The organism is Cupriavidus numazuensis (assembly GCF_905397435.1).
Lineage (GTDB): Bacteria > Pseudomonadota > Gammaproteobacteria > Burkholderiales > Burkholderiaceae > Cupriavidus > Cupriavidus numazuensis.
Genome location: NZ_CAJPVI010000025.1, coordinates 48,177 through 64,738 on the forward strand (window position 1 = coordinate 48,177; position 16,562 = coordinate 64,738).

11 protein-coding genes are annotated in these 16,562 nt (G+C 66.9%); 3 read left to right on the forward strand and 8 right to left on the reverse strand.

Annotated features, from left to right (window positions below; all coding sequences use genetic code 11):
• Nucleotides 1-218 precede the first annotated feature (218 nt).
• Nucleotides 219-2,909 carry a LuxR C-terminal-related transcriptional regulator gene (locus tag KHO41_RS20075; RefSeq protein ID WP_211955045.1) on the forward strand — a complete coding sequence of 897 codons (2,691 nt, stop codon included), beginning with the start codon at nt 219-221 and terminating at the stop codon, nt 2,907-2,909.
• 872 nt (nt 2,910-3,781) lie between these two features.
• On the opposite strand, the gene KHO41_RS20080 is transcribed toward KHO41_RS20075, so the two are convergent.
• The 3 genes from KHO41_RS20080 to KHO41_RS20090 form a co-directional block, all read right to left on the reverse strand.
• Entirely contained in the window at nt 3,782-4,750 is a 969-nt protein-coding gene (locus KHO41_RS20080; RefSeq protein WP_211955046.1) for a Bug family tripartite tricarboxylate transporter substrate binding protein, read from the reverse strand.
• A 91-nt stretch (nt 4,751-4,841) separates the two neighbouring features.
• Nucleotides 4,842-5,348 carry a PaaI family thioesterase gene (locus tag KHO41_RS20085; RefSeq protein ID WP_244873917.1) on the reverse strand — a complete coding sequence of 169 codons (507 nt, stop codon included), beginning with the start codon at nt 5,346-5,348 and terminating at the stop codon, nt 4,842-4,844.
• 84 nt (nt 5,349-5,432) lie between these two features.
• Entirely contained in the window at nt 5,433-6,599 is a 1,167-nt protein-coding gene (locus tag KHO41_RS20090; RefSeq protein WP_211955047.1) for a CaiB/BaiF CoA transferase family protein, read from the reverse strand.
• A 214-nt stretch (nt 6,600-6,813) separates the two neighbouring features.
• Between KHO41_RS20090 and KHO41_RS20095 the strand changes: the two genes are divergently transcribed.
• Nucleotides 6,814-7,509 (forward strand): hypothetical protein, encoded by a 696-nt coding sequence (locus KHO41_RS20095; RefSeq protein ID WP_211955048.1) that lies wholly within the window; start codon nt 6,814-6,816, stop codon nt 7,507-7,509.
• Between the two features lie 31 nt (nt 7,510-7,540).
• Here the strand turns inward: KHO41_RS20095 and KHO41_RS20100 are convergent, their stop codons facing one another.
• The 5 genes from KHO41_RS20100 to KHO41_RS20120 all read right to left on the reverse strand — a co-directional run bounded on the left by KHO41_RS20100 (nt 7,541) and on the right by KHO41_RS20120 (nt 15,667).
• Complete coding sequence (locus tag KHO41_RS20100) at nt 7,541-9,697, reverse strand: PQQ-dependent dehydrogenase, methanol/ethanol family (protein ID WP_211955049.1); 2,157 nt, start codon at nt 9,695-9,697, stop codon at nt 7,541-7,543.
• A 115-nt stretch (nt 9,698-9,812) separates the two neighbouring features.
• Nucleotides 9,813-11,234 (reverse strand): aldehyde dehydrogenase family protein, encoded by a 1,422-nt coding sequence (locus tag KHO41_RS20105; RefSeq protein WP_211955050.1) that lies wholly within the window; start codon nt 11,232-11,234, stop codon nt 9,813-9,815.
• 19 nt (nt 11,235-11,253) lie between these two features.
• A complete protein-coding gene (locus KHO41_RS20110; protein WP_211955051.1) occupies nt 11,254-12,147 on the reverse strand; it encodes a TauD/TfdA dioxygenase family protein in 894 nt (297 codons plus the stop codon).
• 67 nt (nt 12,148-12,214) lie between these two features.
• On the reverse strand, nt 12,215-13,951 hold the full coding sequence (locus tag KHO41_RS20115; protein WP_244873918.1) for a hypothetical protein: 1,737 nt from the start codon (nt 13,949-13,951) through the stop codon (nt 12,215-12,217).
• 36 nt (nt 13,952-13,987) lie between these two features.
• Entirely contained in the window at nt 13,988-15,667 is a 1,680-nt protein-coding gene (locus KHO41_RS20120) for a GMC family oxidoreductase (RefSeq protein ID WP_244873919.1), read from the reverse strand.
• Nucleotides 15,668-15,844: 177 nt separating this feature from the next.
• Here KHO41_RS20120 and KHO41_RS20125 point away from each other — a divergent pair, with 177 nt between their 5' ends.
• Nucleotides 15,845-16,555, forward strand: coding sequence for a GntR family transcriptional regulator (locus KHO41_RS20125; protein WP_211955053.1), 711 nt, complete (start codon nt 15,845-15,847; stop codon nt 16,553-16,555).
• The last annotated feature ends 7 nt before the right edge of the window (nt 16,556-16,562 follow it).

The window sequence follows — 16,562 nt, forward strand, 5'->3', positions numbered from 1 at the left end:
CGCCGCCACCTGCGGCGCCGCGCAGACCCCGCTGGCGCCACATTCGCTGACCCGGCCCCTTCGCCGCGAGTGGCGGCCGGTCCGGTGCCCCACCCGCAAAAGGTGGGGCGGGCAACCGCGCGGCCATGCCATCGCCTCTGTCCCCTATAGTGCGGCTGCGTCCCGGCCGCCGATGATCGGCCGGCCGGCAGTTTGTCCCGCGCTCCGCTGAAGGCCCGATGGAACGTTACCCACCCCTTGCCACCCGCTTCATGCCGCCGCGGCTTTCCCAGCGGCTGGTACCGCGCGACGCACTGGTGCGCCAACTGCATGCTGCACGGCATTGCCGGCTGATGCTGCTGCGTGCGCCGGCCGGTTATGGCAAGTCCCTCACGCTCGCGCAATGGCGCAAGCGCCTGGTGGAGGAGGGTGCACGCGTCGCGTGGCTGACGCTGTGCGAGGAAGATGACTCGCCATACGCGTTCTGCACCAGTCTGCACGCGAGCTTCAGGCAAGCGGGGCTCAATCTGCGCTGGCAGCCAGCCAGTTGCTCCGATCCCCAGATCCTGGTGCGCGACCTGATTGGCGCACTGGCCGGCGCCGCCGGTGAGCTCTATCTGGTGCTCGACGAACTGGAACACGTGCGCGAACCCGCCACCGTTGCTGTGCTGCAGTCGCTGCTCGATGCGCGCCTGCCGGACGTGCACGTCGTTGCTGCCACACGGCAGGCGAGCGCGCTGGCGCTCGGAAGGCTTCAGGGCGCTGGCGAACTGCATACCGTGGGCGCCATCGACCTGGCTTTCAGTCTCGCGGAGACTCAGGCCTTCCTGGCACGCCGGCCGAACGCGTCATCCCGTGGGAACGCCGAAGCGTTGGACGCGGCGGTGTTGATGCACGAGTCGACCGAGGGCTGGCCGGTCGGACTGGAACTGCTCGCCGGACAGGCCGGCGCGCTTGCCAATGACAGCGATGGGGCTGACGCTCCATGCCCCGCCGCCTTGCGTGACTACATCGACGAAGCAGCCTTGCCAGGCCTCCCCGAGGACCTGCTGCGCTGGGCCACGTGGCTCTCCCGGCTGCGCCGCTTCAATGCCGCGTTGGCCACGCACGTGACAGGCGATGCGGACTCCGCGCAACGGCTGGCGGTAGCCGACGAACTGGGGCTTTTCCTGCAGCCTGCAACGGCTCAGGCCGACGGCTGGTGGCGCTTTCACCCGCAGTTTGCCGCCGCGCTGCGGCACCGCCATCCCGCAAGCGAGGACGATGCCGCCGAACTGCATCGCCGCGCCGCCATGTGGCTGGCCCAGCAGGGTTACGTCTCCGAAGCGCTGCCGCATGCGCTGCGCTGCGGCGACGACGCACCGGTCATTGCGGTACTCGACGAAGTTGCGCCGGATCTGCCTGCAGTGAGCCAGCTGCGTGACTTCCTGCGCTGGCTCGATGGCCGCCCCGCGGGCCGCCCGATCGACCACCCCGTGCTCTGCCTGACTGCCGTGTGGGCGTGCGTGGTATCGGCGAGGCCCCAGGAAGCGATGGACTGGCTGCATCGCTGGCACGCAATGGGCGCCTGCGATGCGCTGACCGTCGCGCGGCACACGGCGCTGGTCACCGCGACGATTGCTGTCCAGCGCGACGATCTGCCGCGCGCGCAAGCCATTTTCCAGGCAATGCCAGACCCTCCGATCGATAGCCCGGCGCTCGAGCACGTCCGCATGGCCTTGGCTACGCGTTGCGGCGCGATGACGGGCCGGCGCCCGCCACACCTGGCGCCGGCGCGCGCCGACGCCAGCGAGATCGCGCTGATGCGCACCGGCACTGCAGCCGTGGCGGCATGGCTGGAAGGGCATGCGCGCGAGGCATTCCGCCTCGGCGGCGAAGCCCTGGCGACGGCGGAACGCACCTATGGCTGGCGTTCGATTGCCGCATGCCTGTGCGCGGTGCCGGTCGCCTGTGCGCTGTATGAGCAGGACCAGCCGCAGCAGGCGCGCGAGCATCTGGCGGGACGCTTCGCGCTGGTGCGCTTTGCCACGCCTGACGTGCTGATCGAGGCGGCGGTGTGCCGCGCGCGCCTGCTGGCCTGCAGTGGCGAAGTCCACCACGCCCTGGCGAGCCTTGCCGAAGCGGAATCCACGCTCCAGCAACGCGGCCTGCCGCGCGGGGAGGCAAGGGTGGTCGCGGAGCAGGTGCGGCTCGCGCTGTCGCTGCATGACCGCCGCCATGCGGGGCGCCTGCAGGCAGCGCTCGACGACATCGCGCGCGCCCATGTTCTCGACATACCGCGCGACCAGGAGATCAGGGCCATCGTGGCGCTCTCGCGCGCCCGCGTGGCACTGGCGGCGGCAGATCCGGAACAGGCACAGGCCGCGCTGGAAATCGCCCATTCCGAGGGCGAGGCAAGCGGCAGGATACGGCTGGTAGCCTGTGCCGAACTGCTGCAGGCGCAGGCCTGGGAGGATGTCGGGCAATCTGAAATGGCGCGGACCTGTCTGGCTTCCGCGCTGGCTGCAGGCGAACGTCTGGGGCTGGTCAGGACCTTTGTCGACGAAGGGGAACGCGTGCGAAAGCTGCTAGGCGAGTACGCCGGCGAACTGCCGGCGGGCCATACGGCCCAGCCGCCAGTCGACCGGCAACTTGCCGTCGCGCGCGAGCCGGTTGGTCGTAGCGCATCGGCGCAGCCTGTCGTAGCTGGCGTCGATCCGGACCAGATGGGCAGCGCGCTCAGCCATGTCCTGACGCGCCGCGAGCGCGAAATCCTGGCGCTGCTCGAACAGTCGATGACCAACAAGCATATTGCGCTGGTGCTCAATCTCAGCGTCGATACCGTGAAGTGGAATATGCGGCAGATCTTCAGCAAGCTGGGGGTGTCGCGTCGTTACGATGCGATTTTGAAGGCGCGTAGTGCTGTGCAGCAGGGGGTGGGGAGGGGGTGAGGGTTATGGGTTCTTTGACGGAATCGGGGGGTGTCGTGCTTGGCGGGCGCCGCTGTTTCGCCGGCGTAGCCGGCGAGTCACTTTTGTCCGAGCGACAAAAGTAACCAAAAACGCGTTTTGGTTGCCCCAAAGGGGCGAATTTTTATCGTAGTGTGCCAGCGGTGTTGTACGGGTATGGGCTTCAGAGTCAGTCACGCTGCCTGCCGCGTGGGGCACGACCGTGGCCGGGAATACGGCGCTGATTGAACGAGCCCTGCAAGCGTTCGTGGCCCCTGCTGCCAACGGCATCGTGCAAGGGCCTTCGGCTGCGCTACGCGCAGAGCCCTAGTCTAAGCACACAGGCCCAGGGCCAACCACGCCTCGGTGACGATGCCCGCGCATGCATGCGCGGAGTAGAGAAAGGGCAGCGGAAGGGATAAAGGGACCTCGGGCACCAGCGAGGTTGATCAGCTTGCGCCCAGACGACGACGCGCGCGTAGCGCAGCCGAAGGCGTCCCACCACTGACCTTATTGAAACGCTGTACCCGAGTCCGTCTTGGGGATCGTCCAAAAGCCGTGCCGCGCCAGGCACAGGTTCTGACTCACATGGCGTAGCAGGGTCGAACGGCTGACCACCATCGCAGGCGTCCAAAGCCGTTTGAACCCCTGCCGCCGTGGAATTGATGGCCAGCGGCAACGACGCGCTTTTCTGCCTACTCTTTTGTCGCTCGGACAAAAGAGTAGGTCGCCGGCTACGCCGGCGAAACAGCGGCGCCTGCCAAGAACGACACCTCAATCCCAACTACAAAACCCCCGCCGGCTACGCCGGCGAAACGGCGGCGCCTGCCAAGAACGATAAACCCCGCCCTCACCAGCAGCCTCCTCACCCCCCTTCACTCTGCCGTCGCCCCACTAGCCTTAATCAACCTGGCCATTACCGGCTCCGTCGCATCAAACTCCCGCCTGAACTCGGCGGAAGTATTGCCGACCGGCTCCAGCGCCATCGCATCAAGCCTCGCACGCATGGCCGGCGACTGCACCGACGCACGCGCCTCGCTCTCCAGCCTCGACAGGATCGCCGCAGGCGTGCCCGACCGTGCAAACAGCCCCAGCCACGCAGGCGGACGCATCTCCTGATCGGCCATGCCGGCTTCGGTCATGGTCGGCACATCAGGCATCTCCTTGATGCGCTTGTCACCCATCACGGCCAGGGCGCGCAAGCGGCCGCTCTTGATCTGCGGCCCGAGCGTGGTCACCGAGCCGATGGCCCAAGAAATATTGCCGGCCAGCATGTCCTGCACCATCGGCGCTTCGCCCTTGTAGGCCACGTGCGTCATGTCCAGGCCGCGCGTCTGGTTCAGGTGAGCGCCCACGAGGTGCGGAAACGATCCCACGCCATACGAACCGAAGCTCACCTTGCCCTTGTTCTTCGCCGCCCAAGCCAGGAACTCCTGCACGTTCTTCGCCGGCACATCGCGCGTGACCGCGAACACGATCTTGCCCACTGCGACTTCGCTGACGAAGGCCAGGTCGCGGCGCACGTCATACGGAACGTGAGCATACAGGTACGGCGTGTTGATTAGCGGGGCCGAGTGCGAAAGCAGGATGGTGTAGCCGTCCGGCGCGCCACGCGTGACGGCCTGCACAGCGATCATGCCGCCGCCGCCGGGCTTGTTGTCGACGATGATCGGCTGGCCGAGCCGCTTGCCCATGTCCTCGGCCAGTGCGCGTGCGACGGTATCAGTGGCGCCGCCAGGAGGGCCGGGCACGACGAAGGTGATGGGCCGCGACGGATAGGTCTGCGCCGCGCTCATCGCGCTCCATGCCAGCAGGCCAAGGAAGAACAGGGGTTTGCTACGCATTTCGTTTTACCTCACTTCAAGGGTAGGGCGGATCTGCGCGTGCGGCGCAGGCGAATCGAAACGGTATCGTGCGCGCGGCGGGCGGGAACCCTCAGGTTTGGCTGGGCGGGTTTTCCCTCGCGCGGGTTTCCCCGGTCCCGACGCGCTGCGTGGCGAAGACACCGGTGGTCTGCAGCACCATGCGCCCGTCGACAGTCAGGCAACACAGGCCGTTGGTGATGCGCTTGCCTTGCTTGACGAACGTCACCCGCGCTTCGATCCAGTCGCCTTCACGCACGGCGGACAGGTAGTCCACGCTCAGGTGAGCCGTGCGCGGCACCAGGTCGGGGTTGTCCCGCCGCATGACGATGCCGTAGGCGCTGTCCGCCAGCGCGGCCAGGTAGCCGCCATGGGCAATGTCCTGCACGTTGAGATGCTCTGCGGCCACCCGCGCACCGACCACGGGCTCGGTCTCGTGCAGATACACCGGCCCGAAGAGATGGATGAAACCGCGGTGCGTCGGGAGTGGCCGGAAGCCTGCGGGGACGACAGCGACGTCCTGCCGCGCCGGCAACGCGCCGCATTCGAAGGCAATGGATCGGGTGGCTGACATATTCATGCGGGAAAAAGGCTCCGGCCGATGGCCGGAGCTGAAAACTTGCCACGCGGTGGCGGCAAGGTGGAGACAACGTCAATGCCCGGCTTACTCGCCGGACAGGAAACCCATGCCAAGTGCCTGCAGGCGCGCCACGGCGTCGGCATCAAAGCCCCAGTCGCGCAGCGCGTCGGCGCCGTGCTGCCCGCGCTGCGGTGCGGCGCCGCGGACCTCGGAAGGCGTGCCCAGGAAGCGAGGCGCCGGTGCCGGCTGCACCACGCCATCGACCTCGATGAAGCTGCCGCGCGCGCGATGGTGCGGATGCGACGGCGCCTCGCTGAAGTCGAGCACTGGTGCCCAGCAGGCGTCGCTGCCTTCGAATACCGCACACCATTCGTCGCGGGTGCGGGTCAGGAAGGCGGCTTCAAAGCGCCGGCGCAGCAAAGGCCAGCCGTTACGGTCGTACTGCGCAGGCAGTTCCTCTGCAGCCAGTCCCAGCTTTTCGAGCAGTTCGGCGTAGAAGCGGCCTTCGACCGGGCCAATGGCCATGTATTTGCTGTCGCGCGTTCGATAGCTGTCGTACCACGGCGCGCCGCCATCGAGCACATTGCTCTGGCGTTCTTCCTGCCAGCTACCCGAAGCGAGCAGGCCCCAGATCACGGCACCAAGCTGCGCAGCGCCTTCGGTCATGGCGGCGTCCACCACCTGACCCTTGCCGCCGCGCTGCACATGCAGCAGGGCCGCCACCACGCCAAGCGCGAGCAGCATGCCGCCGCCGCCGTAGTCGCCGACGAGGTTCAGTGGCGGCACGGGCGCCTCGCCAGCGCGGCCAATGCCCGACAGCACGCCGGAAAGCGCGATGTAGTTCAGGTCATGCCCCGCACGGTCCGCCAGCGGCCCGGTCTGGCCCCAGCCGGTCATGCGGCCGTAGACGAGCTTCGGATTGCGTGCGAGCGCGACGTCAGGCCCAAGACCAAGACGTTCCATGGTGCCGGGGCGGAACCCTTCGATTACCACGTCGGCGCGCGCCATCAGTTCCAGTGCCGCCTGCTGCGCATCGGCCTGCTTCAGGTCCAGCGTGACGGAGCGCCGCCCGCGTCCGGTCACATCGACACGCTTGCCACCGCCGGTCCGCTTCGGACCCAGGTCGCTCGGAGGCTGCGGGCGGTCGATACGCACCACGTCGGCGCCCATGTCAGCCAGCAGCATGGCGCCGAACGGCCCCGGCCCGATAGCTTCGAATTCCACGACGCGGATGCCGCTCAGTACGCCCATGACTGTCTCCCGATTCCTTCTGCATTGGCGCAACCGCGCCGTTGATCATGCAGACAAGTAGAGCAAATCCCGGGGTTGCAATCACCCACCCGTATCAGGTTGCCCCCGGTTACGGGGGGCTGGCGTATGCCATGGCGGTCCTAGAATCGACTTGCCAGATCGGGCCCGGAGCGTTGTCGCGTGGGGCGCCGGACCAACGACACAGGAGCAGGAAGTGAGCCGTTTGCACAGGATGCGTGCCACGCCGGTACGGGAGGAGACGCCCGCGCGGCTATTGCCGGCAATGAGCGAACTCAGGCGCGAAGTGCGGGCCCTGAGCCGCCGCGCGCACCGCACCGCACTGGCTCGCGCCTCGGGCGGCGAGGACGACTACCGCCGGCAGTTGAGTGCGCTGTTCGAGCAATGGGTGGACGATGGCGCACCGCAGGTGCAGGTCGTTTGTTTTGCTTCGGCCGCGGAGTTCGGCCTGCCGATGGCGCGGCATGCCGAGCGTTGCCGCCAGGCTGTCATGCGCGACGGGTCGCCCGCGCTGCGGGCGCTCTACTGGGCGGCGCTGCATCGCACGCGGCATCGCGTCGGCGGCACGGCACCCATGGAGGATGATGCGGCGGCGGCAGGCGCATCGCTCCTGCCCGCGGAACGCGTTTCCGCCACGCAGCCATGCACTGAGCTTGCGCCGCGCCCGTTGTGCCGGCGTTGCGAACGGCTGCGCCTGGACGCGCGCTGCGCCGCTGGGCATGGTGCGCTGCGCCCGCTCGGTGAAGTGCGTGAGCGCAACTTCGGCGGCAGCGCGCTGTGCCAGACCCGCGAACATCAGTGCGAGTCTTGCCAGACGCTCTGGACCGCGCATCGCAGCACGGCCACGCCGTTCACGGGCTGGACTATCAGCCGCCGCCCCGCCATCGACTGACGGGGCGGACGGCCTTCCGCTTGCAATCAGGCTACTGGCCGGTACCGGCGACCGACTTGGGCCGGATCGCGTCGGCCGTGCCCTGGATAAAGGCCTTCAGCTTCTCGACATCGTCGGCGCTCAGCTTGCCGCTGAAGTCCGGCATGCCGCGCACCATCGCAGGCCCCTTGAAGATGAACTTGTCCAGGTTCTGGATGTAGGTCGCGTGCATATAGCCCAGGTTGGGAATATTGCCGCCGCGATCCACGCCCGGCACGCCATGGCAGGCCACGCAGTTGCTGACGTAGAGGCCGGCACCGGCCTTTACGTTGGCCGGATCGTAGCTGACCCCGGACAGCAGTTCGCCCACGCGTGCCTTGACGAATTCCGGCATGGCCGCCTTGCCGCCGAGCGCGAACGTATAGACCGTGCCGGGACCCTCGCGGTCGGCGACGCGGCGGTACGCGCCATACGCACCACCCCAGCCCACAGCGATCGACACATACTGCTTGCCATCGACCATGTACGTTGTCGGGGCAGCGATGACGCCGGTACCCGTCGGCGTTTCCCACAGCTTGTCGCCGTTGCGCGCGTCATAGGCAATCAGCCGTCCGTCCGACGTGCCCTGGAACACCAGGTTGCCCGCCGTGGTCAGCGTGCCACCATTCCATGGCGCGACGTATTCCTGCGTCCATGCCGCCTTCTGCTGCACCGGGTCCCACGCGATCAGGCGTCCGAACGGCTTGTTGGCCGGGCTCGCCGAGCCGACGATCTTGCCGGTGTTCCAACCGGTGTTGCTCTGCAGCGCACCGGGCGCAGTGGCATTGAAGCGCCAGCGCTTGTCGTCCATGAGGTTCGCCGGCACGTTCTGCGCCGGCACGTAGACCAGCCCGGTCTGCGGATTGAACGACATCGACTGCCAGTTGTGGCCACCGTACGGGCCCGGAATCGCGTCATAGGGCTTGTCGGTCGCGCGTGCCTCGGGAACTTCGGCGGGACGGCCGTTGGCGTCGTAGCCCGTGGTCCAGTTCACATCGACGTAGTTCTTCGCGGAGATGAAGCGGCCATCGGTCCGGTCGATCACGAAGAAGAAGCCGTTCTTCGGCGCGTGCAGGATCACCTTGCGCGGCTGGCCGTCGATCTTCAGGTCGGCCAGGATCATCGGCGACGTCGACGTGTAGTCCCAGTTGTCGCCCGGTGTCTCCTGGTAGTGCCACACGTACTTGCCGGTGTCGGGGTCCAGCGCGACGATCGAAGCCAGGTACAGGTTATCGCCGCCGGCCGGGCTGCGCGTGCGGTGCGCCCACGGCGAGCCGTTGCCGGTGCCCACGTACATCAGGTTGAGTTCGGGGTCGAAGGTGAGGGTGTCCCACGCGGTGCCGCCACCACCGGCCTCCCACCATTTGCCGGCCGGATCCCAGGTCTGCGCGGCGCGCGCCATCGATGCATCCTCGAACGGCTTCGCGGGATCGCCGGGCACCGTGAACCAGCGCCATTTCTGTTCGCCGGAGCTGGCATCGTAGGCCGTAATGTAGCCGCGCACGCCATACTCCGCGCCGCTGTTGCCGATGATGACCTTGCCCTTGAACACACGCGGCGCGCCGGTGATGGTGTACGCGCGGCTATGGTCGATGATGGTGTCCTTCTCCCACAGCTTGCGCCCGGTGACGGCATCGACGGCGATCAGGCGGCCGTCGTAGGACGCCACGAACACCTTGCCCTGGTACAGCGCCACGCCGCGGTTGACCACGTCGCAGCAGCCCTTGTAGCCGATGGACTTGTCGACCTTCGGGTCGAACGTCCACAGGCGCTTGCCGGTGCGCGTATCGATCGCGTGGACCACGCTCCAGGACGCGCTGACGTACATCACGCCATCGACCACCAGCGGGGTCGCCTCGACGCCGCGCGTCGATTCGAGGTTGTAGGACCAGGCCAGCCCGAGTTCCTTGACGTTGCCGGCGTTCACCTGCCCGAGCCGGCTGAAGCGTGTCTCGGCATAGTCAAGGCCATAGCTGGGCCAGTCGCGCGTGGCGGCCGCATTGTTGCGGATGAAGTCGCCGTCGACCTGGCGCGTCGCGGCGCCGATGCGGGCGTTGGATGTCCTTGCGGGCGGATCACCGGCCGCAACGGCGGCGGAGGCGGTGGCAAGGACAAGCAGGGCGGCGGCACCGGTCTGCGCCGGTCGGCCGCGCCGGAAGGATCGGCTCATGATGTCTCCTCGTGCTGCGTCGGTGGGAAATGCCAGCCCGTCCGGATGGCGGGCCAGCGAAGCGACACTATCGAAATGGCCCGCTACAAAATATCGGGGCCGACCCCGATACCCGTCACAGCATGACGGACTTGCATTCGAGGAATTCCGACAGGCCGTAGGCGCCGTTCTCGCGGCCATTGCCCGATGCCTTGTAGCCGCCGAACGGCATGGCCAGGTCTACCTGGGCGCCGTTGATGCGCACCGACCCTGCACGCAGCCGTGCTGCAACGCGGCGCGCACGCGCCGTGTCGCCCGATGCCACATACGCGGCAAGGCCGTACGGCGTATCGTTGGCGATCGCAATGCCGTCCTCTTCGCCGTCGTAGGCAATCATCACGAGCACCGGGCCGAAGATTTCCTCGCGCGCGATGGCCATGCCGTTGTTCACGTCGGCGAACACCGTCGGGCGCGCAAAGAAGCCGCACTCCAGCCCGTCGGGGCGGCCCGTGCCGCCGGCGGCGACGCGCGCGCCTTCCTCGATGCCCGCGCCGATCATGCGCTGGACCTTTTCATACTGGGCGCGGTTGGAAATCGGGCCCATCTTGGTGGCTGCGTCGGCAGGATCGCCCACAGGAATCGCGTTGGCCACAGCCGCCGCAACTGCGACGGCTTCGGCATAGCGCTCGCGCGGGACCAGCATGCGCGTCGGCGCAATACAGGTCTGGCCGGAGTTCATCATGACCTGCGTCACGCCAGTGGTGACAGCCGCCTGCAGGTCGGCATCGTCGAGGATCAGCAGCGGCGATTTGCCGCCGAGCTCCTGGTGGACGCGCTTGACGGTCGGCGCCGCGCTGAGCGCAACTTCCACGCCGGCACGCGTGGAACCCGTGATCGAGATCACATCCACATCGGGATGCGACGACAGCCGCGCGCCCACCGTCTTGCCTTCGCCATAGATCATATTGAACACGCCGGCAGGGGTGCCGGCTTCATGCATGATCTCCGCGAAGATCGCCGCGTCGAGCGGCGCGATTTCCGAGGGCTTGAGCACCACCGTGCAGCCGGCCGCGAGCGCAGCGGCGGTCTTGGCGCAGATCAGGCTCAGCGGCCAGTTCCATGCGGTGACAAGCGCGGCCACGCCGATCGGTTCATGTTGCACGTAGTTGTTGCCATACGTGGTCTCGAACTCGAACTTGCGCAGTGTTTCGGTCGCTGCAGCCAGGTGTGCGAGGCCGATCGGGGCCTGAAGCGTATTGCACAAGGCCACGGGTGCGCCGATCTCCGTGCGCACCGCCTCGGCAATATCCGCCATGCGCGCCTTGTACAGCGCGGTGATGCGTTCCAGCAGCGCGATGCGTGTCTCGCGGCTGGTCTGCGACCACACAGGGAATGCTGCGCGCGCGGCCGCTACGGCACGATCCACGTCAGCGGCGGTGCCCAATGCCACCTTGCCGGCCACAGTCTCGCTCGCCGGGTTGATGATGTCCATGGCCGTAGCGCCCGGTGCCGGGTCGACCCACTGCCCGTCGATATAGAAATGGTCGAGTGTCTTCATGGGGAATCTCCGTTGGCGCTCAAACCGGGCGGTCGCCGATGATCGTTGCGCGATTCATGTGGCGCACGGCAGGGAAATAGTCCTGCACGGCATAGTGCTGTGTGGCGCGGTTGTCCCACAGCGCAACCGTGTTGGCACGCCAGCGCAGGCGCACCTGGTACTCGGGCGCGGCGGCCTGGCGGAACAGGTATTGCATCAGGTCCATCTCGGCCATGCGGAAGTCCGAGCCGATGCGGTACGGCTGCAGCCGCGCATAGTTGGCGAAGTGCGTGGTGAAGCCTTCGTTGACGTACAGGATCTTCTCGCCGGTCTCCGGATGCGTGCGCACCACCGGATGGACCATGGGCGGATACTGCTTGCGCATCTCGTCGTAGCGCTCGCCTTCCAGGCTCTGGCCGAAGGTCGGCATCGCGTCATGCACGGCCTGGAGTCCGGCGATGCGTGCCTTCATGTCTTCGGGCAGTGCCTCGTACGCGGCAACCATATTGACCCAGATGGTGTCGCCGCCCATGTCGGGGCATTCCAGGCAGCGCAGCATCGAGCCCATCGACGGCACTTGGCGCCACGATACGTCGGAGTGGTACAGGTTCTCGCGGCCACGCTTCTCGCCGCCACGGCCGAATACCACGAGTTCGGGATGATCCGGGTGGTGTGGAATCATCGGGTGGACTTCCAGCTCGCCAAAGCGGCGCGCCGCCGCCACGTGCTGCGCGGGCGTGATGTCCTGGTCGCGGAAGAACAGCACCTTGTACTTCAGCAGCGCCTGGCGCAGCGCACCATAGGTCGTGTCATCCAGACGGCCAAGGTCTACGCCGTCGATTTCCGCGCCGATGGCTGGCGTGCACGGGGCGACGGAAAACGGCCAGGATTCGGCCTGCTTGAGGCGGGGGGCAAGTACGGCTTCGGCTTGCATGGCTAGTCTCCTTTGCTCGTTGCGAGCTGGTTGTGATGCAGCAGGGCCGCGGCCCTGCCGTCAATGCTTAGCGCTGTCGCGCCGTCAGGGTGTCGTCCCGGAACTCGACCGGCTTCATCCTTGCGGTATCCAGGCGCATCAGGCCGAACGCGCCGCTGTAGAAGATGTGACCCTGCGGATCGACCTTGACCGGCGAATACAGGCCGTTGAAGGTCGGGTCGCTGCCGGTGCGGATGGTCATCACGGTCTTGCCGGTGTCCAGGTCCATGCCGATGTGGTAGCGGTCATTCCAGCGGCCGACGAAGTACCCGTCGACAATCGCCATGCGGCCGGCCCCGCTGATCATCGGCACCACGGAGATCGACGACACGTCGGGCCGCGTCCACAGCCGCTCCCAGCGGTGCGCCTTGTGCTGCCACTTCAGCGCGGCGGCGCCGGCAGGGCCGGGCCGGGTCGCGCCGTTGATCAGCGTCACGTAGAAGCTGGCCGGGCTCAGCTGCGGGGCATCGCGGCTCGGGATGTTGTTGACCACGAAGGCATAGTCGCCATAGGCGGACACCGACTGTTCGGACTGGACCGATTCCATGTCCGGGCCCATGTCCACTTCAGCCTGGTCCGCGACGCGCGGCGACGAGGTGCCCGGCTTCTGCTTCCAGCCCGCCGGCACCTGATCGCGCCAGAAGGCCACCAGCCGCATCTTGCGCGCGCCATCGGTAATGACGACCAGCTTGTCCTCGTCCGGACCAAAGCCCATCAGCGTCGGCGTGGAGCCGGTGCCGTCGCCGAGCTTCGGAGCGGGCATGCGCACGCCACGGTCATAGCCGGCCTGCCACGCGCCGCTGGCTTCGTCGCTGTGGATCTTGCCGTCCTTGTCCACCACGAGGCGGTACATCGTGGTGTTGGACGCCACGTAGATCGCGCCACCGCCGGCTTCCGGCCCGGTCGCGAAGCTGTTCAGGAACTGCTCTTCGCTGCCGGCCACGGTGAACACGTCGATCGGCGCCAGTGTCTCGCGGTTCAGCGTGATGACCTTGCCCGACGCCGTGTTCAACACGAGGTAGCCGTTGTAGGTCATGCCCATGCCGAACAGGATGTCGGCCGGAATGCGCGTGCCCTTGCGGGCCTTGTCATTGTCGAACAGCGCAGCGGGCAGGGTGACCGCCACCGGCGCCGCCATCGCCGATGCCGGATCGCGCGGGTCCTTCTGGGCGATGCGGAAGACCTGCCGGCCGTTGCAGCCATAGAACGTGTCGTCGCGGCCGAGCACGGCATAGACGGAACCGTTGACACCCTGGTCCTCGGTGGAAGTCATCAGCCGGTTCGGCTGCGACTTCAGGTAGTCGAGCAAGCCTTGCTCGTCACGGGCATCCAGGAAGCGCCTGACCGCCTGCGCTTGTTCTTGCCGCTGCTGCGCGCTGATCGGCGTATAGCCGGGCAAACGTACCGGCAGGTCGGAGCGGCCCAGTTCGACCAGCTTGCCGTTTTCCACGGTCAGCTTGCGCAGCGAGAAGCCCGCCCACCACCAGTAGATGTCCTTGCCGGCAACGCGGTCGGCCACCAGCGGCAGGCTTGCCGACTCGTTCGCGACGACCTGTACGGATTCCGGCGTGACCTCGAAATGGCCGCGCGGCACCGCGAATTCCACGCTGTCGGTGGCGGCATCGTTCCAGTGCGTCTGGTTGTTGTAGGACTGCGCGAGAAAGGGATTGGGCACCGGACCCGCAGGCGCGGCGACCGCAGCCGTGGCGGCGAGCGCCAATGCTGCGGCGAGCGGGCGAAGGGTCAGGCGGAACGAGGAGAGCATGAGAGACACCTAGGGTTATCGTTTGAACTTCGCTTGTCAGGCTGCGGCGCGGATCAGGTCGGCGGCTTTCTCGCCGATCATGATGGCCGGCGCATTGGTATTGCCGCCGATCAGCGTCGGCATGACCGACGCATCCGCCACGCGCAGCCCCTCCACGCCGCGCACGCGCAAGGCCGGGTCGACGACCGCCAGGTCATCGACGCCCATCTTGCAGGTACCCACCGGGTGGAAGATGCTGTCCGCGTTGTCGCGCACGAAATCGCGGATGGCGCGTTCGTCGCCATCGCCCGGCCCGAACCCATCCGTCCTGAGTTCCTTGCCGCCGGCCTGCATCAGCGCGTCCTGCGCATAGATGCGGCGGATCATGCGGATGCCGGCCACCATGCCGTCCATGTCCGCCTCGGCGGAAAGGAAGCGCGGGTCGATCAGCGGCACGTCGCGCATATCGGCCGAGTTCAGGCGCACATGGCCGCGGCTTTCCGGACGCAGCACGCAGGCGTGGCAGCTGTAGCCATGGCCCGGCTTCTTCTTCGCATTGCCGCGGTTGCCGACCAGTGCCAGCACGAATGCCAACTGCACGTCGGGCTCGGCCAGTTCAGGCCGGCTGCGGAAGAAGGCGCCCGCCTCGGCGATGTTAGAGCTGACCATGCCGGTGCGGTTGCGGCGGTAGCGCGCAATCTCCGACACCATGCGTGCGGCGCCGCGCAGCGAGTAGCCGAACAGGTCGGTCGAGTTCACTGCCTTCTGGATGGTGACGTCGAGGTGGTCCTGCAGATTCTCGCCAACGCCGGGCAGGTCGTGCACGACCGCGATGCCATGGCCGCGCAGGTGTTCCGCCGGGCCGATGCCAGAGGCCATCAGCAACTGCGGAGAATTGAATGCGCCGGCGCTGACGATGACTTCACGGCGCGCGCGCAGGCTCTGCTCCACGCCTGCCCGTACCACGCGCACGCCGGTGGCACGCCGGCCCTTGAATTCGATGCGCAGCGTCTGCGTGTCCGTCAGCACCGTCAATCCCTTTCGGCCGCCGTTCATGCCGCGATCGTTCGCATCGCCGCGGTGCAGGTAGGCACGTGCGCTGTTCCAGCGCTCGCCATTGTGCTGCGTGACCTGGTACAGGCCAGCGCCATCCTGCTGCGCGCCATTGAAGTCGTGATTCAGCGGGAGGCCGGCCTGCCGTGCTGCATCGATAAAGCGACGCGAGAACACATTGGGACTGCGCAGGTCGCTGACATGCAGCGGGCCGTTGTCACCACGCAGGAGGTCCTCTTGACCCTTGGCGCTGCGCTGGTTGGCTTCGCTGCGGCGGAAGTAGGGCAGGACGTCGTCAAAGCCCCAGCCTTCGCAGCCCAGCTCGCGCCACTGGTCGTAGTCGTTGCGATGCCCGCGGATATACACCATGCCGTTAATCGACGAGCTGCCGCCAAGTCCGCGCCCGCGCGGCTGGTAGGAACGCCGTCCATTGAGGCCGGGCTGAGGCACGGAATAGTAGGCGTAGTTGCGCGGCCCTGCGTTCAAAGCCGTCTTGGCGAGCGCGATCGGCGTCCAGACGGTGTAGTGGTGGTCGTCCGGCCCCGATTCCAGCAGGGCCACGGTGACGGATGCGTCTTCCGCCAGGCGGGCCGCCACGGCACAACCGGCCGATCCGGCGCCCACCACGATGTAGTCGAATTCTCCAGCCGCCTGCACGCGGCCGTTTGCTGCATTGCTGCTCACTCTCGGTCTCCTGGTTGCTTGCGCGATTCCGGAGATGCCTTTCCGGTCCACCGCGTGGCCACAGGATAGTGACATTACCTGTTATAACAGGTCAATCGATTTTGAGAGAAACCTGTCATGATAGGTATAATCCCTGAGCATCCTTCCACCACTACCGCACAAGCCAGAGGAAACCCCGTGACGCTGCCGAGATTCAAGGAGATCGAACAGGAACTTCGCCAGCGCATCGTCGACAACGCGTGGGCGCCGGGCGCGAAGCTGCCTTCGGAGTCGGAGCTGACGACAGAGTTTTCGGTGAGCCGCATTACCGTGCGCCAGGCGCTGGCCGGACTGCACAATGCGGGCCTGATCGAGAAGGTCAACGGGAAGGGGAGTTTCGTGACGCGCCCGTCCGAAAGGCCGGATCTTGGCCCGCTGAGCGGCTTCTACGAGGCGGGCAGGGCCAAGGGCAAGCTCGCGTATGGCAAGCTGGTGTCGGCCCGCATGATCAAGGCGCCACCTTTTGCGGCAGCGACGCTGGGGCTTGAATCGACCGAACGTGTGTTCTGCATCTCCACCGTGCGGTTCTGGGACGATGCCCCGGTCGGGTACTTCCAGGTGATGGGACCGGAAGCGCGCATGCGCCGCATTGCCGAAGAAGACCTGGAAACCAACGATGTGATGACGCTGCTGGAAACGCAGCTAGGCTTCCGCCTGAAGGAGCTGACCTGCGAATCCACGGCCATCGCGGCCAGCGGAGAGGTGGCACGGCGGCTCGACGTGCCCGAAGGGTTCCCGCTGCTGCGCATTCGCAGCACACCCTTCGATATCGAGGGCCACCCCTTGTGCTGCGCCGAGCTCTACTTCCGGGGTGACCGCTTCAGCTACAAGTGGACGCTGTCGCGCTAGCGGCAGC